The sequence below is a fragment of the Nostoc sp. genome (assembly GCF_036917635.1).
Lineage (GTDB): Bacteria > Cyanobacteriota > Cyanobacteriia > Cyanobacteriales > Nostocaceae > Nostoc.
Genome location: NZ_JBALCW010000040.1, coordinates 1 through 26,264, shown reverse-complemented (window position 1 = coordinate 26,264; position 26,264 = coordinate 1). Strand labels below are relative to the sequence as shown.

Below are 26,264 nucleotides of genomic sequence, written 5' to 3'. Positions count from 1 at the left end.
TTAAGTTTTGACCATGATAACTGTACAATTACTTTTGCGAGAAATATTCTCTGCAATATTTCCTTGAATTACTTGTTGCAGTAAAGTTTCACGACTAGCTCCCAGAACAATCACATCACTATTGTCAAGTTCTGCACACTTAAGGACAGCCTCAGAAACAGAATTGGCACGAACTGGAGTAGCGATCACTTTACCACTAACTCGGCGTTGGAGAAAGTGAACAGATTTATCTAGTAATTTTGTGTCAGTAATAGAGTCAGTAGGCTGGAAAACCTGACATAGTTTAATTTGGGGTGATGTACTTAGAGAAGCAAGAGCAGGCAATAACTTAATTGCTTGGCTGGAGTTAGGGCCGCCTGCCATTGGCAGCAACCAACGGTCAAAGGCTCTTTTATCATTCAATTTAGCCAGGATAATATCACAACCGGCCTGTCGAATTACCGTATCCACCACTCGGCTAAAAACTCTACCAGGAGTTGATGTACTGCCTTTCCATCCCATCAGCACCAAGTCAATGTGTCGATCTTTGACAGTCTCTAAAATTGCCTCAGCGACATTATGGGTAACTCGAATCTGGGTGTGAACGGGAATCCGCGATTTCTCTCCTAATAATATTGCCTGTTGCAAAAGTTCAAGACTTTTGCTGATTTGCACTGGTGTTTCCGAGGGGATGCGGCCAGATGGAACGATAATTACTTGTAGGCATTCTATTTCGTAATTGCGATCTTTGGCGATCGCAACTGCCATTTCCAATAAAGTTTCGGCTGTCTGCGGATGTGAAAGTGGTAGTAGTAACCGTCCTTTGCCTGTAGCCGGAGCGCGAGTTTGGTAGACTACATAAGAAGGTGCTGATTTGGGTTCTATTTGTTGGCTATTACCACTCAGTCGCTCTGCTTCTACACGGATAATATCACTACGAGTAATAATTCCTATAAGCTTGCGACCTTCTGTAACAGGTAAGCAGCTTAGGTGATAACGATTCAGTATATGCAAGACATGAGCTAATGTAGCAGTGGGGCTTACTGTCACTGGCTCTGGTGTCATAATCTGGCTGATAGTTGTATCTTTACCTAACTGTTCTGAAGCAATATTAACTAAATCTTTCTGAGTCACAATGCCAACAACTCTCCCATTCTCTAAAACTGGAAAGTTGCGATGGTGAGAGAGGGAAAACGCCTGTACTGCTTCATCAGTGTTCATTTGGCTAGAAAGAGTTTCCACACGCCGTTGCATCACATCTACGGCACTCAGTTGTGCGAAAAGCCCCTCTGTACTTGGCTCTTTAGTGATGTGAATCCCTTTCCACTCTAGTAGAAGGTCGTAGAGCGATCGCCGATCAATTTTTTCTGCTACTAAATAGGCAACCACAGACGCAATCATTAGCGGTAGCACTAGATTGAAATCTGTTGTCATCTCAAAGACAATCACAACTGCTGTAATTGGCACCTTAGAGACGGCGCTAAAAAAAGCAGCCATCCCCACATGAGCATAGATTGTTGCAGCGCTCATTCCTAGTAAACTGTGTTCAACAGCACCCACTAAGTAACCAAGGGCAGATCCCAAGACCAAGGTAGGAACTAGTAAACCCCCTGGCGCTCCAGAGCCGTAGGTAAAAATAATTAAGGTAAACTGAACTAAAAGAGCGATCGCTGCAAATGACCAGTTAGCACTACCCACAAGCAAAATTTCTCTCAGCCCAGCATGATCCCGAAAGGTAACAGGTAATAAAGCGATCGCAACACCACTGACTAACCCAGCAATTCCAATTCGCCAGGGTAAACTCAGGCGTAGCAGGCGGCGGTTAATTGCCAGACTGGCAAGAATACCTTTATTAAACAGAATGCCTAGTAGTCCCGCCAGCACTCCCAAAATCAAATAGAAAGGGATTTCCTGAGCGAAGAAAGTTGTATCTGGCAAACCTAAATTCAGATGATTCAGATCCAGGCTGTGACTACCATAGAGCCGGGAGATGACTGAAGCGATGAAAGAAGCCAAAATCGCAGTGCCAAGAGTAATACCTGATACATCTTGCAGTAATTCTTCTACTACAAAAAGGACACCTGCGATCGGTGCATTAAAAGCCGCAGCTAACCCAGCCCCAGCACCTGCGGCGATCAGTTGGCGACGATGCTCCGGTGAAGTCGGTACCCAGTTACTAAGTTGATTTGCCAAAGCTGCGCCAATTTGGACAGTTGGCCCTTCCCGTCCCAAAGGCATTCCACAACCCAACACTAATGTAGCGCTGATCAACTTGACCAAAGCAATCCGTAGATTTAACGGCATCGGCACGCGAGCTAATACAGCTTTGACTTCAGACATCCCACTACCTGATGCTTCAGGTGCAAAGCGCTCTACTAGCCAACCAGCTAAAACTCCTCCTACCAGTCCAATACCTGGTAGCACTATGTAGGCAGGCCACAAATAAGAAATATGTACTCGCCATGCGCCTGCCCAATCCACTGTTTGTCCTAACAGAACTGCCGCTACCCCAGAAACTAGACCAATCAGGCAAGCTTCTACGAAAGCCAACCGCCTAGGCCGAAGCATCTGACGGGAAAGCCTCAACCAGAGAATTTTACCCCTGGCTAACATATTTTTAGCAATCACTTGTGATCAATGAAGGTATATAAATGTCGAAATGTCTTACCGTTCACCCTATTCATAGCGTTTCACAAAAAAATGAAATCAGAATAGAATTTTTCTATGCCTAAAGATAGATATATGCAGTAGCAGTTTCGTCGTCCCTCCTCGCAATGACGCAAGATTGTTAGATTTTACAAAAGTGGGATGCTGCTATTGCCCTTTTGTTGCCGTTGTGAAGTCGTTTCTGAATTGTTTTCTAAAAAAGCGACGTGATTTTTCTCTGGACATTTCAAAATATTTGCCATATTTTGTTAGTAATAAAATGTTGAAATCTTTAACTTATCTGGATTTGAAAATTAGGTAATTATTTTTGTGATTTCCTGTTGGACGAAATAGGGATACATGACTATTAAAGATGCTATTGAAGGTAATATCTCTGGTTTTACCTTTCTATTTTTGGCAAATAGGACTGACGATAGCCATTGGCCAGCCTCCCGCTTTGTTGACTGTTTTTGTACAAAAACTTAGCAGAGAGAGATCCATATTGCCCTAAAATTCTACACGGGGAGCGAAACTGACTGAGTGTCCCCATGATTTATTGTTATCAGAGGAGTTTTTTGTGGACTTATCTCGTATTCCTGCCCAACCCAAACCCGGTCTAATCAACGTTCTGATTGAAATTACTGGCAAAAGTAAAAATAAATACGAATACGACAAGGAACTAGAAGCTTTTGCTTTAGACCGAGTACTTTATTCCTCGGTACAATATCCTTATGACTATGGCTTTGTACCCAATACATTGGCTGATGATGGCGATCCCCTAGATGGTATGGTCATAATTGACGAGCCAACCTTTCCAGGCTGTGTGATTGCCGCACGACCGATTGGCTTCTTGGAAATGATTGACGGGGGCGATCGCGATGAAAAGATCCTTTGTGTTCCTGACAAAGATCCGCGCTACACTCAGGTCAAATCCCTGAATGACTTAGCGCCACACCGCTTAGATGAAATTGCCGAATTTTTCCGTAGTTATAAAAATTTGGAAAAAAAGGTGACTGAAATTCTCGGTTGGCAAGATGTAGACAAAGTTGCAGCAATAGTCGAAAAATCCATCAAAGCTTATAGAGGATAATACAAAGAGTTAGGAGTTAAAAGTTAGGAGTTAAAAGTTAGGAGTTAAGAGTTATGAATTTTTATTTCTTACTCCTAACTCCTCACTCCTAACTTCACATTTTAATAACTTTCCTTTGTTACGGATTGTAAAAACTGCCACCAACCCAAACCCAAATGCAGCGCACTCTCCTTCTGGCAAAAATTCATAACTGCACCCTCACAGGGGCGAATATCAACTATGTGGGTAGTATCAGCATCGATGAAATGCTTTTAGAAAAAGCTGGCATTTTACCCTATGAGCAGGTGCAAGTAGTTAATAATGCCAACGGTCAGCGCTTTATTACTTATGCGATCCCGGCTCCAGCCCATTCAGGAATAATTGAGCTAAATGGGGGTGCGGCACGTCTAGGCATTATTGGCGATCGCTTGATTATAATGACTTACGGGCAGTTCAATCTAGAAGAGTTAAAAAGTTACTCTCCTACGGTAGTCATTGTGGACGAAAAAAACAGGCTCTTAGAAGTGCGGCACTACGATGATCTGCTCAGTAAGGTCTAATTTCAAGGAAAATGTCATATTTTGAGTTGTCGGATTCCCAGAGCTACATAAAAGAAAAGTCATCTACCCTGCTAAGTAGCCCAGGAGGTGAATTTCTCGTGCAATTTTGGGGTGTAAGAGGTTTGATTCCCACTCCAAGTAGCTATACCTGTCGTTATGGTGGTAATACCGCTTGTGTAGAAATACATGTAGCTGGAAAACGCTTGATTTTTGATGGCGGTACTGGCTTACGCATACTGGGTAAAACTTGGCAAGAAGTGCAACAGCCACTAGAAGCCCATTTATTTTTTACCAACTGCCAATCAAATAGAATTCAAGGGTTTCCCTTTTTTGCTCCCGCATTTATTGGGGAAAATTGCTTCCATATTTACGGCACAGCTGCATCAAATGGAGCCTCAATCAAACAATGTCTGTACGATCAGATGCTCCAGCCACACTTTCCTTACCCTTTACAGGTAATGCAGTCGGAATTGCAGTTTTACAATCTGACTCCAGAGAGTGACGTGAAGCTAGATGATGTCACCATTACAACTGCATTAATTAATCAAACTCAGAGGTCAGTTGGCTACCGAGTCACTTGGCAAGAGTATAGTGTTGCCTACGTCACGGATTTGCACCCGAATGCCGATCAAGTTGAGCGAGAGCGGATTTTAGAGTTTATTAAAGGCGTTGATTTGCTGATTGCCAATGGCACTTACACTCCGCCGACATCTCACAACCATGATTCTGCTGATTTACTCTGGCAAGCTGCGGCGAATGCGGCTCTAAATGCTAGCGTTAAACGGCTAGCTATTTCTCATCATCACCCAGATGACCATGATGATTTTCTTGACCAGGTTCAAGTTGATGTTAAATCTGTCTTTCCTCTAGCAATACTAGCCCATGAAGGTCTAGTTTTAGCCGTTGGTAAGTGATTTGAACTAGTTGGCACTTTTAAATCGGTGGTGGAGCCATGCGTGAGGACTTTGATGAAGCTATTGTTTTGCTCGACATCGGGATGCATGATCAAGTTTATTAACTTTGTCGTCATATAACTAAGCGGATCTAATTTTGATACAAAACGTACTAAGAAATATTGCCTTCTAAGAGGATGTTTGTAAAGTCTACAGTTGTATCAAGATCCCCCCTAGCCCCCCGATAAATTGGGGGGAATAATCTTATCAAAGTTCTCCAATTTATCGGAAGATTTAGGAGGATCTAAAGTTTTGGATACCTCAGCCACCACTTTTAAAACATCCTCTAAGAAGAAGCATTTTGCAACTCGGCTGTGCGGATTGAAAGCTGCTGTATCTGCTCACCCCGTTGCACTTTTACCTGTAATACTTGACCAAGACGACTGTCTTCTACAAAGTTCTGCAATTGTTCAGCACTGGTAATAGCTTTACCATCAACTTGCAGAATTACATCCCCGCGCCGGATACCCGCAGATGCAGCTGGAGAATTGGGAACAACTCGCATCACAAAAACACCATTAATTTCTGGTATCTGAATCGGAGAGTTGGGATCGGCGTTATTTTCCTTGGCAAGATCGGGTGTCAAAGTTAGCATTTGCACACCCAAATAGGGATGAGCAACTTTGCCATCACGTTGCAATTGGGCTGCGATCGCTTTAGCTTTATCAATAGGAATGGCAAACCCAATACCCATCGCGTCAGGGCGAATGGCTGTGTTAATACCAATCACTTCACCTTGACCATTCAATAGTGGCCCGCCAGAGTTACCAGGGTTAATAGCAGCGTCTGTCTGAATGAAATCTAAGCGTTTATCACTAATGCCAACTTGGGCGCTAGAACGTTTCAGGGTACTGACAATTCCCAAGGTAACGGTATTATCAAATCCTAAAGGATTACCAACTGCGATCGCCCAGTCTCCTACTTGGACATTACTGGAAGAACCCAAGGGGGCGACTGGTAAATCGTTACCAGCGTTAATTTTGACTACTGCCAAATCTGTCACTTCATCAATACCTTGAACTTTCCCTTCAAAAGTGCGGCCATCTTTGAGTCGGACTGTTACTTTATCAGCTTTATCGACCACATGAGCATTAGTCATAACTAACCCGCTCTTGTCAATAATGAAACCTGAGCCTAAACCGCGTAATTGCTCAGAAGGTGGCATTTGTTGAGAGAAACCGTCACCAAAAAACCGCCGGAAAAAAGGGTCTTCCGAAAATGGATCAACGCGACGAGTAATTGTGCGCTCAGTATCAATGCGGACGACTGCTGTACCAACACGATTCACTGCTGCTGTGACAAAGCTACTGCTACCGATCGCACCAGTGGCTGATGATTGCCGTTGGACAGTCAGTTGTGAAGTATCAACAGTTACTGGGGGTGCTGGTTCGGCTTGGGAGGGTAACACCTGCAATGTGCAAACGGTTAGCAGAACTCCTAACGCGATCGCTAAAACATGATTACTGAGTTGACGTAAAGACCTGGGTAATTTGAGAAATCGCATAATCTTAACCTAATTTATAAGCTTAATTGTTGCTTAGTCGTGACAAATCTATTTACAGTTATTTTTAGTTTCAGGTTTCGCCTGCTTTCCCAATAATGGGCTTAGGGCATTTTGCGAACTACCTATACTCAACTTAATGGAAAATTTAACCCAAAAGCTATTATGGACATTTAGCCTTTACAAGTTCGGTTTTTACCCATTAAGAAAACTTTTGGATTGCCAAGTAAGACAGACTTACTCTCTGTTCTAACGGTGAACTATGGATGAACTAACTTTTATATAAAATTTCATTCCGACTCTCTGCGCCTAGCTGGGGTAAAGAGTTGATGGCTGAGTGGGGAGTGAGGGCAATAGGAACGGTTAGAGGTAATTGTAATTGCTTTACAACACTTTGCAATAGCTGGTCTTGTCCAGCCCGCAAACCCCAGACATTTGTCCCCCGGTTAATAATAGCAAACCAAACCAAACCGCGATCGCGTGTGGGCATAACTCCCGCTAAGGCGCTGACATCGCGGAGAGTACCAGTTTTAATCACAGTAGCAAGGGGAATGTGTCTGGTGTGTAGTGTCCCGCGATGATCAAATCCAGACATGGGGAACAAGTCAGCGAGATTCAGTTGGTGGGCAGATGCCTCGATTTGAATAGCCATCAGCATGGCACAAACAGCCCTCGGTGAAATCCGATTTTGGGGCCCCAATCCAGAACCATTGATTAACTGAATTTCCACTTGTGGCACTCTCGCAAGGTTAGCAGCAGTTGACTGCACTACAGCCGCTCCTCCCACTGAGTTTGCCAACATTTCTGCCATATCGTTGTTACTGTAAATGTTCATTTCCTTAAGTAGTTGCTTCAAAGGCAATGAGCGATGACGCAGTAACAAAATCTGTCTTAGGTTTGGTTGCGCCTCAACTTTCACCGCACCAGCAATGAGAACTTGAGGCTTGGGGGTTCCCTTGGGCATGATTGAGTGTGTATAAATAGCGGGGCGGCCCCAAGTCGCACTATTTAGTATTTGCTTAAGCATCACACCTGCTAGCATCGGCTGACGTTGGAAATTCATAGCAAAATTGCCATTAACGATCAAATTTCCCTTTACCTGCTTGATGCCCATTTTATTGAGAGTATTACCAAGAGCGATCGCTTCTTCGTAAACAAACATCGGATCGCCACCACCAGTAATCACCAAATCGCCTTGCAAAACCCCATTTACCACTGGGCCACTGCCACTGACTAAGGTATCAAATTGGTAGTCTGGCCCCCAGGTTTTCAAAGCAACTAATGAAGTAGCAATTTTGGTTAAAGAGGCGGCTGGCAGAGGTGTTGTACCTTGGTGATTTGCCATCAGCATCGGCCCCGACTGCATCCAAATTCCCTGACTCTGGGCTAGATTTTGCGCTATCAGTTTCGATGTTATTAGCTGTTTCAAATATTCCTGCACCGTAGTAGCACCAGTTGGATTAGGATCGGGGCCAAGAACCAAGCCAGGGGTACTTTGCCAAGTCAAAGCGTCTAAGGCATTTAGAGGTTTGAGTTGTACCCCGGCCATCTCTAGCCAGAGCGACACCAAACCTGAACCCAATAATTCCAGCATATTTTATTCCTCTGTTAGGATGTGAGATAGTGTTTACTGTGTTAATATACAAGCTTTTTTACAATAATCAGTATTGAGTCATAATAACTGCTATTTCTCTCATCTGTAAGTAGGATGAATCATATTATTTTCGCGGCTCCTTTTACAATGCCAAAATAACCTATTCCTCATGAAGATAGCCGCATGGGAATAAAAAATCTCTAGCTGAGGCAATGATCTGAATTAGTTATGACAAAAGTTTATGGATAGGGATGAAGCGATCGCATCTCATTAAAATAATTCGTAATTCGTAATTGAATTACTTAAGGATTCATACCCCGACTAATTATAGACCAGCGATTTGAGAATTTAGTACAAGACTCAAACCCGAAAATTACGTTAGCGTAGCACAAAGCATTCCGCGAATATAATTACGAATTCCGAATTATTTAATACCTACTTTCTTTCTGGATGCGCTGCATCCTCTGCTGAAGGAGTACCCATCTGGTTAATTGTGGCAATCATCTGATACAAGCGCCCCAAGTCGCGTTGATTGAAATACAAAATGAGTCGCGGTAGTTCAATAGTTTCATCTTGTGCTTCTTGAGGTAAAGCCTGACTTTTTTCAATCCGTCCTTGAATAATAATGTCACTGAAATTAGCATTAAGTTGCTCTACCTCAGCCTCTGATATATCTGTCTTCAGACGGATGACTAACTTACCAGCTACATATCGACAGGAGTGATAAACCTGGTAAAAACGTGTAATGGCATTACAAGCCACATCCAAGTTATCTGTCACCGTGTAAAGACTGGGGTCTTCAGGACTGACAAGACGATTTTGCACTAGTTGCTTATCAACATATTCGCTCCAACACCGCCAGTAATCACCACCAGGGCGATCGATTAAAACTAGAGGTACAGGGCCAAATTTACCAGTCTGGCTTAATGTCATGCATTCAAAAGCTTCATCTTGAGTGCCAAAGCCTCCCGGAAACAAGGCTACAGCATCACTTTCTTTCAGGAGAAACAGCTTGCGGGTAAAGAAATATTTGAAGTGAACTAGCTTGGGATCACCTTCTATAAAAGGGTTCGCTTCCTGTTCAAAGGGTAACTGAATGTTTAATCCAAAGGAATTTTCTCGCCCAGCCCCTTCATGACCCGCCTGCATGATTCCACCGCCACCGCCGGTCATCACCATAAATCCCAATTGAGAAACAGCACGACCAAACTCAACGGCCATTTGGTATTCTGGTGTATCTGGAGCTAGACGAGCAGAACCAAAGATGGTGACTTTGCGAACGTGTCGGTAATCATAGAAAAGCTCGAAACCGCGCTCCATATCTGCTAATGCAGCCGATAAAATTTTCCAATCGAGACGTTCAATTTCGGTATCAGCTAGACGAACAATAGTAGCAAGTGCTTGCTGAATAAATTGCCGATTTTTTAATGTCGGTAAACGAGCGATTAATTCAGCGATATCCGCCTGTAAAGACTCTAATGTGTCAAACGACGCAGATGAGGTCATGAGAACTGCTGCAACAATGGCACTATATTTTACGTGAACTACTCACACTCTAGCAAGGGAGATATACCCCTCTTATGTAGAGTTAGCATACTTAAAACTGGCTTTGAGGTAATATTTGGTCATTACTCAAACTGAGATCCCCATCTTTTGAGATTGGAACTCGGAAGGTGGTGTTCGGAACTCGGAAAGTTGTGTTCAGAACTCGGAAAGTCGTGTTCAGAACTCGGAAAGTCGTGTTCGGAATTTGAAAGTTGGTGTTCGGAACTCGAAAGTTGGTGTTCGGAACTCGAAAGTTGGTGTTCGGAACTCCGAAGTTGGTGTTCAGAACTCGGTAAGTCGTGTTCGGAACTCGAAAGTTGGTGTTCAAAGCCTGACAATTCAGGTCATCTGGAAAACCTCACTTTTATTTCTCTCTTCCTTTAAGGAGAGAGAACTTTGAAATTCCCCCTTAGAGCGTCGGGAAGGGGGTTAGGGACTTCCAAATAAAAAAATATCCAACTATTTATATTGTGGGGTGGGCGACACGAGCGCCCAGTAGCCAAAGGCGCTTATGTTGCCCACCCCACAAGATTGGATAATTTATTTCTTGTCAGTCCCTTAATGGTTAGCTTTTCCACATAACCTGAATTGTCAGGTTCAAAGCTTGGGTTTTACCTTTCCCCTCATTCCCCCCTCATCTCAATTCAATCCCAATTCTTCCTTCAACGCCGGAGGCACATTAACTGCTGTCTCTAATCCCCGCACACCTTCCCACTGCTGCTTTTTACCCCAGGTCATTTTTTCCATATTGGCGTCGCTGAGGTCAGCACCACCGAGAATGGCGTAACTTAGGTTACTGTGGCTGAGATCCGCACCATTGAGGATAGCACCACTGAGGTTACTGCCACTGAGGTTAGCACTGTTAAGGTTGGCATAGCTAAAGTCTGTACCGAAAAGCATAGCGTCGCTTAGGTCGGCACCAGTGAGATCGGCTTCGCTAAGAATCACCCCACTGAGGTCGGCTTCGTTGAGGATTACCCGACTCAGGTCTACACCACTGAGGTCTGCGCCTAAGAACATTGCACCGTTGAGTCTGGCGTTGTTAAGCTTGGCACCGTTAAGTTTGGCATAGCTGAGGTCAGCAGCCATGAGAATGGCATCACTAAGGTTAGTACTGAAAAGAATTGTGTCACTAAGGTTAGTACCGTTGAGGATGGCGTGACTCAAATCAGCACCACTGAGGTCAGCACGACAGAGGTCAGCATGGTTAAGGTTGGTGCTGCCAAGGTTGGCTTCACTTAGATTTGCACCGAAAAGGATGGCATTACTTAGGTCGGCATGGCTAAAGTTAGTGTTGCTGAGGTCGGCGCGATTGAGGTCGGCGCGGCTGAGGTCGGCGCGGCTGAGGTCGGCGCTGCTGAGGTCGGCGCGATTGAGGTCGGCGCGGCTAAGGTTGGCACAGCTTAGGTTTGCACCACTAAGGTTGGTGCTGCTGAGGTCAGCACCACTAAGGTTTGCACCGCTAAGGTTTGCACCACTGAGGTTGGCATCGCCGAGGTTAGCACCGCTAAGGTTTGCACCACTGAAGTTTACGCCAGTTAAGTTGGCATCGCCGAGATAAGCTTGGCCCAGGTCAGCACCCCTAAAGTCTGCCCCAGTGAGGTTAGCATCGCCCAGGTAAGCACTCTTAAAGTTACCGCCTCTAAGAAATTGCCCGACTATAGTGCTAAAATTGCCAATTTCTAGGGCATTGCTATAGTTGATGATCCGCAGCAGTTGGGATGTGAAAAAATTGTCTGTGTCTGGTTGAGCAGATGGATAGAAGGTGATTTTTTGTTTGAGTTCATCTCGCGCTTGGGCGTAGCGGTGTAACTCTAACAGTAAAATTAGTACGTTTAGCCCTGTATATATGTCAACTTGTCTCAGCCCGATCGCAATATTTTGCGCCCTCAATTCTAACATTGTTTTCTGAGGTAGGTTATCATCTGGTGTCGCATCGATAAATTCTCCCTGACACCAGCGATGATAAAAATCTTCTAGCCGCCAAAAAAGCAGTTCTGGGCAAATTTTTTGAGCAGTCACAACCAATTCCATTACTTGGTTAACTATTTCTGGTTTTAGCGCTCCATTGCCCAGTAAATCATAAATCTCTTCATGCATCTGGCGATCGCACACTCTAAAAGAGAACCCAGAAGGTAGTGTTCCTGATGTCTGATTACCGATTTTAGAAGTCAAACCGCCCTTTGGTATTGCCCATTTTTCTAAGCTTTCTTGCAGTCTTTTAAACCATAAATCTTCCTGTAAATTATCTTGACCAAATTTAACGCTTTTATATGGTTCTTTAATACTTTTTCTTAGAGGTAAAACTGCTTCGGTTTTTACAGATGTGGCCTTTGGCATCTCTTCTAACCTTATATCCCTCACATAATTTCTCAGCAGTTGCCAAACTTGAGATAAATATGTTGACATTTCTGTGTCCGTTGTTACATTTAAATTACTGTTTTGATAATTCTGAATTAAAAATTTCTCTATGGTAGTTTGCTTGCCATTGCCAAAATTTAATAGTATCAATAAATACTACACAAAAATATCATGGGTTGGCCATATCTTGATGGGTTACACCAACGGTGTTCCTGGAGGACGGCTTCTCGCTAACCCGTAGTCAGATCAAGTTTCTTCTGCTGATGCAAATCAAGTATCATCAGAAAAATTCTTTCAAAAATCAAGTAATTTTCCACCTTTGACTAATTTTTTATCCTTTTTTACCTAAGATATTTACTAGTCTCATGTAAAAATAATACTTACTGTTTGTGAGAGTTGCAATTGTTAGGAAAAATCCTACTGTAAGTAGAGTGACGTAAATAATTAAAGGTTCGTAGTGAGGACTTTAGTCCTAAAATAAGGACTAAAGTCCTTACTACGATGTAAGTTCAATATTTTTTACATTACTTAACTTAGTTTAATTTATTCTCGCTTACTTACTTATAACAGCGTGAACATTGCGGAAAAAAGGCAACTTAAATTGAAGTCTAAAGTTTGCTGCTCGATCTAAAGCATCTAAGAGAATCGACAAAAAGCAAGCTACATAGCTTTGCAAAAGTTAAAAATTAACTACGGAATAACTATCGGGGATACAGGGGATGAAGAACAGTTTAACTTTTTATATGATTTTGTTACATGGTTTGTTTTTAGGAATAGCAACGGCTAGCGCCAAGTCACCATTTGTTAACATTGATACATTGTTAGCCAACCATAAGGCTGTGCAGGTTGGAGAAGCCTTAGTTACAGCCAGAAGTGGAGAAAAATCCAATAGTCAGTTAACAACAGAAACTTCTTCAATAACCTCAGGATTATCGCTAAATAATCTCAATATTCCTCAGAAACAGAGGCTACCATCAGGGCAAGTTTGGGTAGTTAATCAAAATAAACAGGCACAGCCTCAACCATTTATTTGGGTAGTAAAAGACCTTAAAAAAGCAGGACAGCAACCATTTTTGCAAGTTGCAAAACCCGCAGAAAAGCCTAAACCTAGCAAAACACCAACAAAGGATGATTTAGAGTCATTTGATGAAGTCATCAAAGATACCCAAAAGTCAGGGGGATTGTTTACCTTATATCGCAATAAAGAGAAGAATAAAATTTATTTAGAAATTAAGCCAGAGCAACTCAATAAAAATTATTTAGCTACAGCAACCCTGGAATCGGGTATTGGTGAACGGGGTATTTATAGTGGTATGCCTCTGCAAGATTTTTTGTTTTATTTCCAACGGGTAGATGATAAATTAAACTTTGTGATCCGCAATGTTAATTTTCGCACTCGGGAGGGAGATCCGCAGGTGCGATCGCTAACCCGGTCTTTTAGTGATTCTGTTCTCTACAGCATTCCCCTTAAAAGCATTCATCCACAACGCAAAACTCTTCTGATCGACTTGGGAGATTTGTTACTGACAGACTTAGGTGGATTATCTGCAAGTTTAGGAGTCCCAGCAACCACAGATCAATCTTATTTTGGTACTGCCAAAGCTTTTCCCCAAAACTTAGAAATTGAGTCAGTTTTAAATTTTTCTGGTGGCGGTGACCATAACAGTGAAGTTGCAAGTTTTGCGTCGCTAGCTGACAACCGTGGTTATACTTTGCGCGTCCACTATAGTCTCTCTCAACTACCTGATAAAGATTATCGCCCACGCCTTGCTGACGATCGCATCGGTTATTTCATCACCGCCTACCAAGATTTATCCAAAGACGATCGCGGCGATTCTTTTGTCCGCTACATCAATCGCTGGAATTTGGAAAAACGAGACCCGAAAGCAGCAATTTCTCCACCCAAAAAACCGATTGTCTTTTGGATTGATAACGCTGTGCCTTTAGAGTACCGCGATGCTCTCAAAGAAGGCGTTTTAATGTGGAACAAAGCCTTTATGAAAGCTGGATTCAAGGATGCAATCGAAGTCCGCCAAATGCCGGATAATGCCACATGGGACCCAGCAGATATTCGCTACAACACGATTCGCTGGATCAACACAGTCGATGGTTATTTTGCAATGGGGCCATCTCGCGTTAACCCATTGACTGGAGAAATTTTGGATGCAGATATTCTCGTAGATGCTAGCTTTGTGCGGGCGCTTAAGAGTGAGTATCGTAAAATCGTCCAACCTAGCCAAACTGAAAATCGCACTACTCTATCAGCCTTGATGCAAAATCGTCTACTTTGCACCAATGGTTTAGATGCAAAAAATAACGGTGTGCCTCAGCACACGCAAACACAACAAGGGTTGTTAAATCGTTTATCGAAAATGGCAGGCGAGTACGATTTATGCTATGGCATGGAAGCTGCTAATCAGTTTGCCTTTGGTTCGCTGGCAATGTCACTGCTGCCAGATACCATGGCCACTCCAGACCAGGTGAAAGAATATATCAATCAATATTTACGTTTAATTATCGCTCACGAAGTTGGACATACTCTTGGTTTACGCCATAACTTCCGTGGTAGTACACTGCTACCACCCGACGAGATGAATAATACGGAAATTACCAAAACTAAAGGTTTGACAACTTCGGTGATGGATTATATTCCCCCCAATATCGCTCCTCAAGGGACAAAGCAGGGAGATTATTTTCCCAATATGGTAGGGCCTTATGATGAATGGGCGATAAAATATGGCTACATGCCCATTCAAACATCACCTCCGATCGCAGAAAAGCCAATTTTGTCAGAAATTGCTGCACAATCCTATAAGCCAGAGTTGAGTTATTCCACAGACGAAGATATGTATGACCTTGACCCAACTTCTGATGCTTGGGATAACAGTGGCAATGTCTTGCTTTATTCTCAGTGGCAATTGAATAATGCGCGGGTGATGTGGGAACGTCTCGATAAGCGTTACCCAATAGCTGGTGATAGTTACAGCGATGTGAGCGAACGTTTTAGCACGGTATTGGGTAACTATTTTCAGCAAATATATTACACTACAAAATACATTGGGGGACAGTCTTTCTATCGCATCCATCCCAGCGAAATACCCTCTGGAAGCCAACACCGATTACCATTTGAACCAGTACCAGTTGAAGAACAACGACAGGCTTTAAAAACACTACAAAAATATGTATTTGCAGAAGATGCCCTCAGCTTTTCACCAGAACTACTGAATAAATTAGCACCTTCCCGTTGGCGACATTGGGGTAGTTCTCCACAAGTCGGTCGTTTGGATTTTCCAATTCATGACTTGGTGCTATTCATGCAGGGTTCTGTGTTGCGGGATTTACTCTCAGGCGATCGCCTCTCTCGTCTTAAGGATATTGAACTGAAAACGAAGCCAGAAAATGCACTGACTCTGCCGGAATTATTTGACACCTTGCAATCAGATATCTGGACAGAAGTAATCAAACCAAAAGGTAAACCAATGAAGATTGCTAGTTTGCGGCGAGGCTTACAACGGCAATACCTGGATATTTTGACTGCTATGGTGTTGCGAAAAGAATATGTCCCAGAAGATGCTCGGACTCTGGCGTGGTATAAACTCAAACAATTGGATGAGAAACTCAAGGGGGTTAATTCAGATGATGAATACACCAAAGCGCACTTATTAGAAACACGCGATCGCATCGAGAAAGTCTTAAATGCGCCGTTACAAGGGAATTAAAACAATTCGCAATTCGCATAGATTGTCATTGCGAATGAGGAGAAGCCCAATGAAGCAATCATAAGGTCTAGATGTTGTGATTGCTGCTCCATCTGATTAGGGACTTCTAAGAAATAAATTACCCAAATTAAACGAACCACAGAGGGACTATTAACACAGAGGAATGAGGAGGAGAGAGTTTTCTAAAATCTAAAATCCAAAATTGTTTAACTTGACCGACGCTCTAGAAAATTCTACAATTTCTGTTGAAGTCATACATTAGGCAAGTTTGCCTTGTGGAAAACTTGTGGAAAAAGTTAAATATTTTTCCACAAGGTAATTATACTTAATTAAGTTTTAACAGGAAAATCTCAATTTTTCCCCAACATTTTCCACAAGAAGTAAGATTTTTCCACAATTTAAGTTAAATTTAATCAATTTTTATCCGTTATTTAATATTCTTGAGTAATTATTCAGCCATCAATGCTAGTTATCAGGGTGTTGGTTGTGGAAAACTTAAAATACATCTTCAGGATGATTTTTGAGAACGGCTAGTCATATTGATGCGATCGCTCAGTTGGCGGATTGTTTGTGCTAAAGTGCGATCGCTCTGGTGGAGCTGAGTAATTTTATCGCAACTATAGATTACCGTTGTATGGTCTTTACCACCAAACTCCTCACCAATTCTCGGCAAACTCAGAGACGTGTGTTGGCGCATGAGATACATTCCAATTTGACGCGCCCAGCTAATCTCTCTGCGTCGTGAGTTACTTTTGAGATCGTCTATGGAAACATCAAAATTATCCGCCACAACCTTTAAAATTGCTTCTGGGGTAGCTGCCATTTTTTCATTAGGCGGCTCTAAAACTGGTGTGATATTTTCTACCGTCATCGGTAAGCCCCAAATAGAAATATAAGCCACCGCCCTAATTAAAGCTCCTTCTAATTCTCTAATATTAGAAGTATAATTAGAAGCAATATACTCAATCACATCGCGGGGAAGACTAATATTTTCATCCTCGGCTTTTTTTTGCAAAATTGCCATTCTCGTTTCTAAATCCGGCTTTTGGATATCTGCGATTAACCCCATAGAAAACCGAGAACAAAGCCTTTCTTGTAAACTAGGAATCTGGTTAGGAGGACGATCGGAAGCAATGACAACTTGTTTACCAGCTTCATGTAAAGTATTAAAAGTATAAAAAAATTCTTCTTGGGTGTATTCCTTCCCTTCAAGAAACTGAATATCATCAACTAATAAAACATCGGCGGCTCGATAATGCTCTCGAAAACTTTGCATACTATCTTTACGAATCGCTGTAATTAAATCATTAGTAAACTGTTCAGTCGAAACATAAAATATTTTACAATTAGGGGAAATTTCCCAGCGATAATGAGCAATAGCCTGCATGAGATGAGTTTTACCTAAACCTACGCCACCGCATAAAAATAAAGGATTAAACTCTTTACCTGGAGATTCGGCAACAGCCAAAGAAGCAGCGTGAGCCATCCGATTGTTAGCCCCAACTACAAATCGTGAAAAAACATATTTAGAGTTTAATTGAGTACTTTTTTGATTGTGATTAGGAACAGCTTCGCAAATACTGTTGGGTGGTGATTGCCAAGAAACCTCTCGTTCAGTCAAATGAGAAACTTCATCACCTTGAGCAACAGTAATGTAAATTCCTACGGGATGACCGAGAATATCTTGTACTACATGAGCAATGGTATTAATGTAATATTTCTGTAACCAATTACGAGCAAATGGGTTAGGAGTACGGATTACCAAACAATTATTTTCTAATCGCTCCGCACTAGCAGTTTTAATCCAAGTTTCAAAGGTAGTCCGGGATAGTTCAAGCTGTAGGCGCTCTAGTACCTGACTCCACAGACTTTCTATGGGAATTTCCATCATCCACCACCTTTGCTGCTAACCGTCACAATATAAGAGAAAGCACTAATTTAGCATCCATACACGCTAGACCTAGAATAAGCTTTTAAGTTGTAATCATTTTGGGACATACCCGCTAGGCAAGATCCTAACACCAGTGATTGATATGGAGAAGCAACGATACATGAAGACAACAAACCGTGATTTAGCGCCCAAAAAGATTGATACCAGGGGTTTACCTCACAGGTTATGGATGCTCTCGTATGGGTTAGCAGTGGTGTTCTTGGGGAGCTGCTCTGTTCTACCTGCTAAAACCTTTGAGACACGACAAAGCGAGACTCAAGCCCAAAAGACAATAGAAACCAATCCGGTAATTGCTCCCTTGCCAATTATTTCTTCGTCTGGAGATCCTAATTTTGTGGTAAAAGTAGTGCAACAGGTGGGGTCTGCGGTAGTTCGCATTGATTCTTCCCGAACAATCACTTCTCGCGTACCAGACGAATTTAACGATCCATTTTTCCGACGGTTTTTTGGAAATAATGCGCCACAGCCTAAACAACAGATAGAGCGCGGTAGCGGCTCTGGATTTATTATTAATTCTTCAGGTCAAATTGTCACCAATTCTCATGTGGTAGATGGTGCTGATAGGGTAACTGTCACACTCAAAGATGGCCGGACTTTTGACGGGAAAGTGTTGGGTGAAGATCCGGTAACTGATGTGGCTACGATCAAAATTAATGCTAATAATCTGCCAACTCTATCTGTGGGTAACTCCGATACCTTGCAACCAGGAGAAGCAGTAATCGCCATTGGTAACCCGTTAGGCTTGAATAATACCGTTACTTCTGGGATTATTAGTGCTACAGGTCGTTCTAGTAGCGACATCGGTGCTAGCGACAAGCGGGTTGATTACATCCAAACAGATGCTGCGATTAACCCTGGTAATTCTGGTGGGCCATTGCTAAATACTCGTGGCCAGGTAATTGCGATGAATACAGCTATTATCCGAGGCGCTCAAGGTTTGGGATTTGCTATCCCCATAAACACTGTGCAAAGAATTGCCCAAGAATTAATTGCTAACGGGAAGGTCGATCACCCTTATTTGGGTGTTCAGATGGTGACACTGACACCAGAAATTAAAGAAAGAATAAAAAATACAGCAGGCGATCGCTTAAACTTACAAGCAGATGACGGCGTTTTGCTAGTTGATATCGTCCCGCGATCGCCTGCATCTACAGCTGGACTCCGAGTCGGTGATGTGATTAAAACCATTAATAACCAGCCTGTTACTAAAATTGAAGATGTCCAAAAGCTAGTAGAAAATAGCAAAATCGGCGCTAGATTACCAATAGAAGTGGAACGCAATGGCCAAACTGTCCAATTAGCAGTCCAACCTGCTCCTTTGCCCATGAGAGGTGAAGGATGATGTTAGTCATTTGTCATTTGTCATTTGTCATTTGTCATTTGTCATTCTTCCCCTGCCTAAATGCTCCCTCATCCCCCACTCCCCACTCCCCATTTCCCCATTACTTAAAGGAGTTTTATCATGACTGAATTAGCGCCGATAATTCAATTAGGCAATCCAACATTACGCCAAAAAGCTGCTTGCGTTGAGAATATTCAAGATGAGCATATCCAAAAGTTAATTGAAGACTTAATTGCCACTGTTAGCAAGGCGAACGGCGTGGGGATTGCTGCGCCTCAAGTAGCACAATCCTATCGTTTATTTATTGTGGCTTCCCATCCTAATGCTAGGTATCCTAACGCGCCGGAAATGGAACCTACCGCCATGATTAATCCCAAAATTATTGGTCATTCAACTGAAGTTGTCAAAGATTGGGAAGGTTGTTTAAGTGTTCCAGGAATTAGGGGGTTAGTTCCTCGATATAAATCTATTGAAGTAGAATACACTGACTATCAAGGCAATTTACAAAAGCAAGAATTAACCGATTTTATCGCTCGAATTTTTCAACATGAGTCCGATCATCTTGATGGTATCGTATTTGTGGATCGCTTAGAAAACACTCTTGATATGATTACTGAGCAGGAATATCAAGAAAGAGTCGTTAAATAATTACGAATTACAAATTATATCAAGTTAGGAGAATTTAGTTATGATTCCCACAGTCATTGCACCCCACCCCTTGCTAAGGCTACGGTGTACACACAAGTCTGAAATAGTTTACACACCTGCCTGGTTTTTCGCGTCAGTTTTACCCCACCCTAACCCTCCCCTTGCAAAGGGAGGGAACAGGAAAATCCAGTTTCCCCCCTTTGCAAGGGGGGATTAAGGGGGGTAATTTGACTTGTGTATACACAGCATTGCTAAGGGCAGGGGAGACAAAGCGCAGCTTTGGCTTTTTGGGGTTCTTCGGGTTTAATAAGCAATCAAGCGAACATGATATTACGAATTACGAACTTGTGCCGAGTTTACGGTGAGCGCAGTCGAACTGCGACTTGCCCTGAGCGAAGTCGTTCGCGCAGCGTCTCGAAGAGAAGGGAGTCGAGGTATTACGAATTATTCAAGTCTGTGATTCGCAAATTTGATCGTCCCGCCACAATTGATATAGCCGTGTAGCTGGCATAGTCATATATAAAACATCGCCAACACTGAGATTAGTTTCTAGCAAATCCCAGCCGTGAAGGGTTTTGTTATTCGTTTCTACGTACAAAGGTACACAGTCAGCAGACATGGCTACATCTTTGACCCACTGACCACAAAAGACGTGTGAAGGTGTAATCACAGTTGCAAAGGCCACCCAAAGACTATCCGTTGTGATGCCATTGCCGAGGATTCTTCCCCCTAGTGCAGCAGCAGCAAAAGCTGGGGCTGCTAGTTCAGCTGAACTTAGTACGGCCTCGAAGCCAAATAGCTGTTGCGCTATGCTAGCAAAATCGGGATCAGCATAATGAACAATCACCGGAATGCTGGGTGTCAAACCTTTGGCTTTGAGGGCAATTTCCAAATTGGTAGCATCATTGCTAGTAACAGCAAGGACTGCGGCGGCAGAGTCTATATTGCTGGCTTTAAGTATTGTGCGGAAGCTAGCATCGCCTTGAATGACGGGGATACCGAGTTCACGGGCGGTGTTGATATATTTGTTGTTGGGGTCGAGTTCAACGACTACAACTTCATATCCACTGGTGTGGAGTTGCTGAACAATTCTGACTCCAATACCACTTAAGCCACAAACAATGTAGTGAGAACGCTGGGGAATTCGGGCTGCATCCCAAAATTGCTTAAAGCGGCTTCCTAAGACAAAATCGGTGAGCATTGCATACCAAATACCAATTACTACTGCTCCAACCAGCATCATAACAACGGTAAATAACTTAATATTGTTAGAAGCATTTTCTACTACTTTGTCATTACCACCGGCTCCAGTAATCATGCCTACAGAAAAATATAGAGCATCGACAGGAGACAAACTCAACTCAGCCGACATATAGGTGAATGTAGCGATCGCAATAACTGCCAATAGTGCAATAGCACCCACCAGCACTGATCGCCCGTGTTCCTGAAACAGTCTAATATTAGTTAAAACTTTCAGGAGTTTTTTAATCAATGATCTTCGCGGAGAACGGATGCGGGGTTGGGTGCCAATAATTAAGCGATCGCCTACTTTTATCTCTTGTCCAGAGATGACAGCTGATACCAAATCTATCTCACCTTCTACTGGCAAGTAATAAATCAACATCCGCGATCGCTCTGACCACAATTCACTCAGCTTTCGACCCTTCCACAAGTGGTTCTCATCAATGTATTCTTCGTGAATTGGCCAAGTTTGCTGAAATAATTTTATTTGTCCGATCGCTCGGTTTCCCAGTGCTGCAAAGGTAAATACGGGTGCTGCTAATCCGACAACACTCATACTTAAATGGTCTGGCAAACTTTGATCTAGACGCTCTCCCAAATTTGTATTATAAAAACGGTTGATAATCCGAATCTGAGGATTCAGCACCCGCGCTTGCATCATAATAGACAAATTCAGATCATCTTTAGATCCAGCAATTATTAAAGTGTGTGCCTGTTGAATTCCTGCTGCTGTGAGGGTAGCAGCTGCTTTTAAATCGCCAACAATCACATCTTGTGCTGTTTCGCCAGGGATAGATTGGTAATGAATACCAACAACGAAGGCTCCCTGATGTCTCAGCAAACGAAAGATTTTATATCCGGTATGTCCTAAGCCACAAACAATAATTCTAGGTTTCATGAAACGGCAGCATTTTTATAATTAGGGCTGCACTTCTAGTTAATTTTCAATATTGTTGCTCACTTTCCGAAAATATAACTGTAGCTAACAACACGATTGTTTCAATTGGCGGCTGGAGGCAGAAAAAAAATATAAAAATAATTCCTAATTCGTAATGATGCTCTCTACTAGACACTAAAAGCGAACGAATACTCGCTAACGTCATTGATCATTCGTCATTGAATTAAGCCAGACACTTGGGGTAGGCCAAAGGTTCAGAAAATCAGTGGTCTACCAACAACTTGTCTTTGCTTCTGTTCCACTTTTTATCACTCTCCCTGATGATTCGCTGTACCACCTGCCTAAAGACATTAGTATGGAAAAATACACTAGGAGGTTTTAGTAGGTGCATCACTTCTAATAAAAGCCTGTAGATGTCAGGGCTTTCAGCAGTTAGCAGCAACACTTGATCTAGATACTGCTGCATGAGTTTTGTGATCAAATTTGGTCGTCCGCCTACAGTAGTATCCCAGCGAAAATCTTCACCTGTTGCCATTAGCCAAGGGACTACAATTATTTTGCTAAGTTGCTTTTGAAAGCTTTGGGATAGCCCGACTAGATTTCCATCAGCATGGCGAGATAATTGCTTATTCAAACACTCGTCCAATGTCAATGCACCTAGAGCCGCTGTAGTCATACCTTGTCCATAGACGGGATTGAAAGCACAAACAGCGTCACCTGTTACCACAAACCCTACTGGCAATCTCGACAGTTTTTCATAATGATGCCAGCTATTTTCCGTGCGGTGATAGGCAGTCAGGGGTGAAACGGCTTTGGCATCTAGTATTGCTTCGTAGATAATTGGATTGCGTAAGCTCCGAGCAAAGTCTAAAAACCCAGCTTCGTCAGTTGGTGGATAATCTCGACCAATTCCAATAAGTGTAACTATCCAACGATTTCCTTCAATTGTAGACATCACACCACCGCGTGTGCCTGGCGCTTTTGCAGTTATCAATGCACCTTGCCAATCAGTGTGAAAGTTTTCGGGAAGTTCAAATAAGCCACTAGCGTACCCCAAAAAGGAATTAATCACAGTTTCTTTTGGCGGTGTATAACCCATTGCTTCTAACCACTCAGGAGCGTGAGAATTACGTCCGCTAGCATCTACAACTAAATCAGCAGTGAAATCTGTTTGTCTATAGGAGGTATCTTGGCTGTGAGCAATTTTTTGGCGTACCTGCACACCCGTAACCTGAGGTTTGTTGGGGTTAGACAGCAAACTAGTAACCTGGGAACCTTGCACAAAGACAACACGGTTGTTAGCAGCTAATCGACGGCGGATAATCCATTCCAGCAAATTCCGACTTAAACTGTAGACGTTCAAATCGGAATTAAAGCGCGGTGTCCATCCTCCTAAGCCATAACACAGGTAATCAGCACTGGCATTAATGGCGACTGCCCCAGATGCAGCTAATTCTGTCTGGATTCCGGGAAAAAGCTGTTCCATAACATCCAAACCCCGTTTAAGTAAAATGTGGAGATGTTGAGCTTGGGGTACACCTGGGCGCTGTTCTGGTTGATCGCTCAAACGATCGCGTTCGATAATTGTTACCTGGTTAAAGTATTTGGTCAGTACTTGAGCTGCTAGCAGTCCAGCTATACTTGCCCCAATCACAAGAGCATGGCGTTCGTCTGTTTTCATCTGATATCTACCTCTAGTTGCAGCTATATTCAGCCCTGATTCCTTGTGTAATTAAAATTGCACAGATTGAGTTATAAGTAAACTGGTCAAATTAAATATAAAATCTCACCCTCAATCCGGCTGACCCCGACAATAATAAGCATAGGGATTGAGGGTGAGCTTTGATCTTATATTTAATTACGCCTACCTACTTACCTTTCAAATCGCTAATTCTATATTCCTGTGTCGTCAAAGGCTAAAACAAATATAATCCCATAGGGCTATGTTTCCACTCTAGACAAAAACCCAGTAATTACACAAAGGCAATAAAATAATATAGAAAAATATGGCAATTTTTGTAAGTTGTGATAGGCTATCTGCTTGAGAAGTGTGAAGGAAGGGAAAAATGGCGAAGCTGCGCGTGGGGTTATTGTTTGGCGGTCGTTCTGGAGAACATGAAGTTTCGATCAAATCAGCACGGGCGATCGCTAAAGCCTTAAGTGCAGAACAAAATGCTAATAAGTACGAAATATTACCTTTTTACATCCAAAAAGATGGACATTGGCTGGCTGGAGAAGCACCCGAAAAGGTTTTAGAAACCGGCAGTCCGCTACTGGAATCTGAAGAATCAACATCTGTTGCAAATCTCACATCCAACCCTCAAGCCCAAACCCTGAGTAAGTGGCAATCTCCCTCTCAAGTTGCGAATGTGGATGTTTGGTTTCCCATTCTCCACGGCCCCAACGGTGAAGACGGGACAATTCAAGGGTTACTAACTTTGATGCAAGTCCCTTTTGTTGGTTCTGGGGTGTTAGGTTCGGCTATGGGGATGGATAAAATCGCCATGAAAATCGCCTTTGAGCAAGCAGGACTAGCACAGGTAAAATATAAGGCGATAACTAGAAGCCAAGTTTGGTCTAATCCTTGCGTGTTTCCGAAATTGTGTGATGACATTGAGGCAGCATTAGGTTATCCTGCTTTTGTCAAACCTGCTAATTTGGGTTCATCGGTGGGTATTGCCAAAGTGCGATCGCGCCCAGAATTAGAAGCCGCTTTAGATAATGCTGCCAGTTATGACCGAAGGCTGGTTGTCGAAGCTGGTGTTGTCGCCAGAGAAGTCGAATGTGCCGTTTTAGGTAACGATCAACCACAAGCCTCTGTCGTTGGAGAGATTACTTATGACAGCGATTTTTATGACTATGAAACTAAATATACTGAAGGTATGGCAGATTTACTGATACCGGCACAGCTTCCAGATGCGATCGCTCGTCAAATTCAGGACATGGCTTTGCAAGCTTTTGCAGCTGTTGATGCTGCGGGGTTGGCAAGGGTAGATTTTTTCTATGTGGAAGCGACACAAGAAGTTTTGATTAATGAAATAAATACGTTACCAGGCTTTACTGCGACTAGTATGTATCCCCAACTCTGGGCGTATAGTGGAGTCTCCTTTCCAGAGTTAGTTGATCGGTTAATTCAACTTGCTATTGAAAGGCATTCTCCTAGCTGAGGGAGAAAATGAGCGAACTGATTTCTAGATTTTTATCGCCAAAAGTCACAATAAATACAGAATATTAGCAAAAGTTAGCCAGATTTAGTAGCCTATATTTTACAAAAAAGCTACATGAATCTGAACTTTTGTTACGGATACCTGATGCTTGACTCCTCCAGTACAATTTATTCACTAGAGGGGTACAAATCTGAAAGTAATCATGGAAAAAAGTCAGAGTGTACAGCGCGAGCGAACCCAATTAAAAAGGGCTACTCCAGGGCTGACAAACAGGAAATCGAGATTCAAACAAAGCTCGAACGTTCTGATATATCTGGTTGCACATCATCCTTGGCTATTGTTAACTGGGTGTTTAGCCATGTTTTTAGGAGGTGGTGTCTTTGCCCTGTACAGCTTAGGTAATGCTGGACAGGTAACACAAGACGAATCAGAAAAAATCCCAGTTATAGTTGAAGAACCAATCAATGCGCCCTCTGAGAATAGTAATCCTACACCTTTATGGATGGTGGCTGCGATCGCCCTGTGCTGTGGTAGTGGTTGTTTGCTGATTTTCCGAATGCTCACTTGGAGAAAGCAACCGCAAAAAGTCCAAAAACAGGTTAAGCCTCATCAGTCCCGCTTGGCACAGAACCATTACCAAAGATTGGAACCTCGCCTTCCCAAGAACCAGCCAATCTTTGTGCCACACTCACAACTGATGCCTGTTATGCAGGTGCAACCGAAAACAAAACATCTGGTAACGGTTCTGCCAGCAGAACATAAGCACCACTTGGATACGCGCACAGAATCTTTAGCAGACTTAATGGATCTTCGTAAAGATAGTTCACTGTCTGCAATTTTACGCCAGTCTTAAATCTCCTATAAAGCAAAAACCCGTCAAATAATATTTTTTGCGAATTAAGGCACGGTTCTACCGTGCCTTTACTAATATTTAGAAGATATATAGCTGTTATGCAGGTGCAACCTCACCCCGTATTTGAGTAAACCGACTTTCTGCACTTCATCGTGTAATATGCGTAGATTTCCCATAGGTGGAAAAAAATGGTTAAATCAACAACATAAATCGCCAATGGTATTCAATATTAATAC

Annotated in this window: 16 protein-coding genes; 8 read left to right on the top strand and 8 right to left on the bottom strand. The window is 42.7% G+C overall.

Going from position 1 to position 26,264, the window contains the following annotated elements; genetic code table 11:
• Window positions 1–2,592: a chloride channel protein gene (locus tag V7K32_RS11005; RefSeq protein WP_334993157.1), complete on the bottom strand. Its 2,592-nt coding sequence runs from the start codon at window positions 2,590–2,592 to the stop codon at window positions 1–3.
• 610 nt (window positions 2,593–3,202) lie between these two features.
• On the opposite strand from V7K32_RS11005, the gene V7K32_RS11000 reads away from it, so the two are divergent.
• The 3 genes from V7K32_RS11000 (at window position 3,203) to V7K32_RS10990 (ending at window position 5,168) form a co-directional block, all read left to right on the top strand.
• Complete coding sequence (locus V7K32_RS11000; RefSeq protein WP_334878123.1) at window positions 3,203–3,715, top strand: inorganic diphosphatase; 513 nt, start codon at window positions 3,203–3,205, stop codon at window positions 3,713–3,715.
• A gap of 155 nt (window positions 3,716–3,870) precedes the next feature.
• Window positions 3,871–4,254, top strand: a complete 384-nt coding sequence (panD, locus tag V7K32_RS10995; RefSeq protein ID WP_334993033.1) for an aspartate 1-decarboxylase — start codon at window positions 3,871–3,873, stop codon at window positions 4,252–4,254.
• 11 nt (window positions 4,255–4,265) lie between these two features.
• Window positions 4,266–5,168 (top strand): MBL fold metallo-hydrolase, encoded by a 903-nt coding sequence (locus V7K32_RS10990; RefSeq protein WP_334993030.1) that lies wholly within the window; start codon window positions 4,266–4,268, stop codon window positions 5,166–5,168.
• Between the two features lie 325 nt (window positions 5,169–5,493).
• Here the strand turns inward: V7K32_RS10990 and V7K32_RS10985 are convergent, their stop codons facing one another.
• The 4 genes from V7K32_RS10985 to V7K32_RS10970 form a co-directional block, all read right to left on the bottom strand.
• Window positions 5,494–6,711, bottom strand: coding sequence for an HhoA/HhoB/HtrA family serine endopeptidase (locus tag V7K32_RS10985; protein WP_334993028.1), 1,218 nt, complete (start codon window positions 6,709–6,711; stop codon window positions 5,494–5,496).
• 268 nt (window positions 6,712–6,979) lie between these two features.
• Window positions 6,980–8,302 (bottom strand): D-alanyl-D-alanine carboxypeptidase, encoded by a 1,323-nt coding sequence (locus V7K32_RS10980; protein WP_334993026.1) that lies wholly within the window; start codon window positions 8,300–8,302, stop codon window positions 6,980–6,982.
• Between the two features lie 435 nt (window positions 8,303–8,737).
• Window positions 8,738–9,808 (bottom strand): LOG family protein, encoded by a 1,071-nt coding sequence (locus V7K32_RS10975; protein ID WP_334993024.1) that lies wholly within the window; start codon window positions 9,806–9,808, stop codon window positions 8,738–8,740.
• A 678-nt stretch (window positions 9,809–10,486) separates the two neighbouring features.
• Window positions 10,487–12,256 (bottom strand): pentapeptide repeat-containing protein, encoded by a 1,770-nt coding sequence (locus V7K32_RS10970; protein ID WP_334993022.1) that lies wholly within the window; start codon window positions 12,254–12,256, stop codon window positions 10,487–10,489.
• Between the two features lie 671 nt (window positions 12,257–12,927).
• On the opposite strand from V7K32_RS10970, the gene V7K32_RS10965 reads away from it, so the two are divergent.
• The gene (locus V7K32_RS10965) at window positions 12,928–15,927 is read left to right on the top strand and encodes a zinc-dependent metalloprotease (RefSeq protein ID WP_334993020.1); all 3,000 of its coding nucleotides are present in this window, start codon (window positions 12,928–12,930) and stop codon (window positions 15,925–15,927) included.
• A gap of 508 nt (window positions 15,928–16,435) precedes the next feature.
• Here the strand turns inward: V7K32_RS10965 and dnaA are convergent.
• A complete protein-coding gene (gene dnaA / locus V7K32_RS10960) occupies window positions 16,436–17,815 on the bottom strand; it encodes a chromosomal replication initiator protein DnaA (protein ID WP_334993155.1) in 1,380 nt (459 codons plus the stop codon).
• 163 nt (window positions 17,816–17,978) lie between these two features.
• Here dnaA and V7K32_RS10955 point away from each other — a divergent pair, with 163 nt between their 5' ends.
• A complete protein-coding gene (locus V7K32_RS10955; RefSeq protein WP_334993018.1) occupies window positions 17,979–19,220 on the top strand; it encodes an HhoA/HhoB/HtrA family serine endopeptidase in 1,242 nt (413 codons plus the stop codon).
• 120 nt (window positions 19,221–19,340) lie between these two features.
• Window positions 19,341–19,868 carry a peptide deformylase gene (gene def / locus V7K32_RS10950; protein WP_334993016.1) on the top strand — a complete coding sequence of 176 codons (528 nt, stop codon included), beginning with the start codon at window positions 19,341–19,343 and terminating at the stop codon, window positions 19,866–19,868.
• A gap of 448 nt (window positions 19,869–20,316) precedes the next feature.
• Here def and V7K32_RS10945 read toward each other — a convergent pair whose 3' ends face one another.
• The gene (locus tag V7K32_RS10945; RefSeq protein WP_334993014.1) at window positions 20,317–22,008 is read right to left on the bottom strand and encodes an NAD-binding protein; all 1,692 of its coding nucleotides are present in this window, start codon (window positions 22,006–22,008) and stop codon (window positions 20,317–20,319) included.
• Window positions 22,009–22,270: 262 nt separating this feature from the next.
• Window positions 22,271–23,689 (bottom strand): FAD-dependent oxidoreductase, encoded by a 1,419-nt coding sequence (locus V7K32_RS10940; protein ID WP_334993012.1) that lies wholly within the window; start codon window positions 23,687–23,689, stop codon window positions 22,271–22,273.
• Between the two features lie 385 nt (window positions 23,690–24,074).
• Here V7K32_RS10940 and V7K32_RS10935 point away from each other — a divergent pair, with 385 nt between their 5' ends.
• Both V7K32_RS10935 and V7K32_RS10930 read left to right on the top strand, forming a co-directional pair.
• Window positions 24,075–25,175: a D-alanine--D-alanine ligase family protein gene (locus tag V7K32_RS10935; protein WP_334993010.1), complete on the top strand. Its 1,101-nt coding sequence runs from the start codon at window positions 24,075–24,077 to the stop codon at window positions 25,173–25,175.
• A 202-nt stretch (window positions 25,176–25,377) separates the two neighbouring features.
• Window positions 25,378–26,028, top strand: a complete 651-nt coding sequence (locus V7K32_RS10930; protein WP_334993008.1) for a hypothetical protein — start codon at window positions 25,378–25,380, stop codon at window positions 26,026–26,028.
• The last annotated feature ends 236 nt before the right edge of the window (window positions 26,029–26,264 follow it).

Bases quoted from the DNA above. Each gene is read 5' to 3' on its own strand.
- V7K32_RS11005 (WP_334993157.1), bottom strand. From the start codon at position 2,592: ATGTTAGCCAGGGGTAAAATTCTCTGGTTGAGGCTTTCCCGTCAGATG.
- panD (WP_334993033.1), top strand. From the start codon at position 3,871: ATGCAGCGCACTCTCCTTCTGGCAAAAATTCATAACTGCACCCTCACA.
- V7K32_RS10990 (WP_334993030.1), top strand. From the start codon at position 4,266: ATGTCATATTTTGAGTTGTCGGATTCCCAGAGCTACATAAAAGAAAAG.
- V7K32_RS10985 (WP_334993028.1), bottom strand. From the start codon at position 6,711: ATGCGATTTCTCAAATTACCCAGGTCTTTACGTCAACTCAGTAATCAT.
- V7K32_RS10980 (WP_334993026.1), bottom strand. From the start codon at position 8,302: ATGCTGGAATTATTGGGTTCAGGTTTGGTGTCGCTCTGGCTAGAGATG.
- V7K32_RS10975 (WP_334993024.1), bottom strand. From the start codon at position 9,808: ATGACCTCATCTGCGTCGTTTGACACATTAGAGTCTTTACAGGCGGAT.
- V7K32_RS10970 (WP_334993022.1), bottom strand. From the start codon at position 12,256: ATGTCAACATATTTATCTCAAGTTTGGCAACTGCTGAGAAATTATGTG.
- V7K32_RS10965 (WP_334993020.1), top strand. From the start codon at position 12,928: ATGAAGAACAGTTTAACTTTTTATATGATTTTGTTACATGGTTTGTTT.
- dnaA (WP_334993155.1), bottom strand. From the start codon at position 17,815: ATGGAAATTCCCATAGAAAGTCTGTGGAGTCAGGTACTAGAGCGCCTA.
- V7K32_RS10955 (WP_334993018.1), top strand. From the start codon at position 17,979: ATGAAGACAACAAACCGTGATTTAGCGCCCAAAAAGATTGATACCAGG.
- def (WP_334993016.1), top strand. From the start codon at position 19,341: ATGACTGAATTAGCGCCGATAATTCAATTAGGCAATCCAACATTACGC.
- V7K32_RS10945 (WP_334993014.1), bottom strand. From the start codon at position 22,008: ATGAAACCTAGAATTATTGTTTGTGGCTTAGGACATACCGGATATAAA.
- V7K32_RS10940 (WP_334993012.1), bottom strand. From the start codon at position 23,689: ATGAAAACAGACGAACGCCATGCTCTTGTGATTGGGGCAAGTATAGCT.
- V7K32_RS10935 (WP_334993010.1), top strand. From the start codon at position 24,075: ATGGCGAAGCTGCGCGTGGGGTTATTGTTTGGCGGTCGTTCTGGAGAA.
- V7K32_RS10930 (WP_334993008.1), top strand. From the start codon at position 25,378: ATGGAAAAAAGTCAGAGTGTACAGCGCGAGCGAACCCAATTAAAAAGG.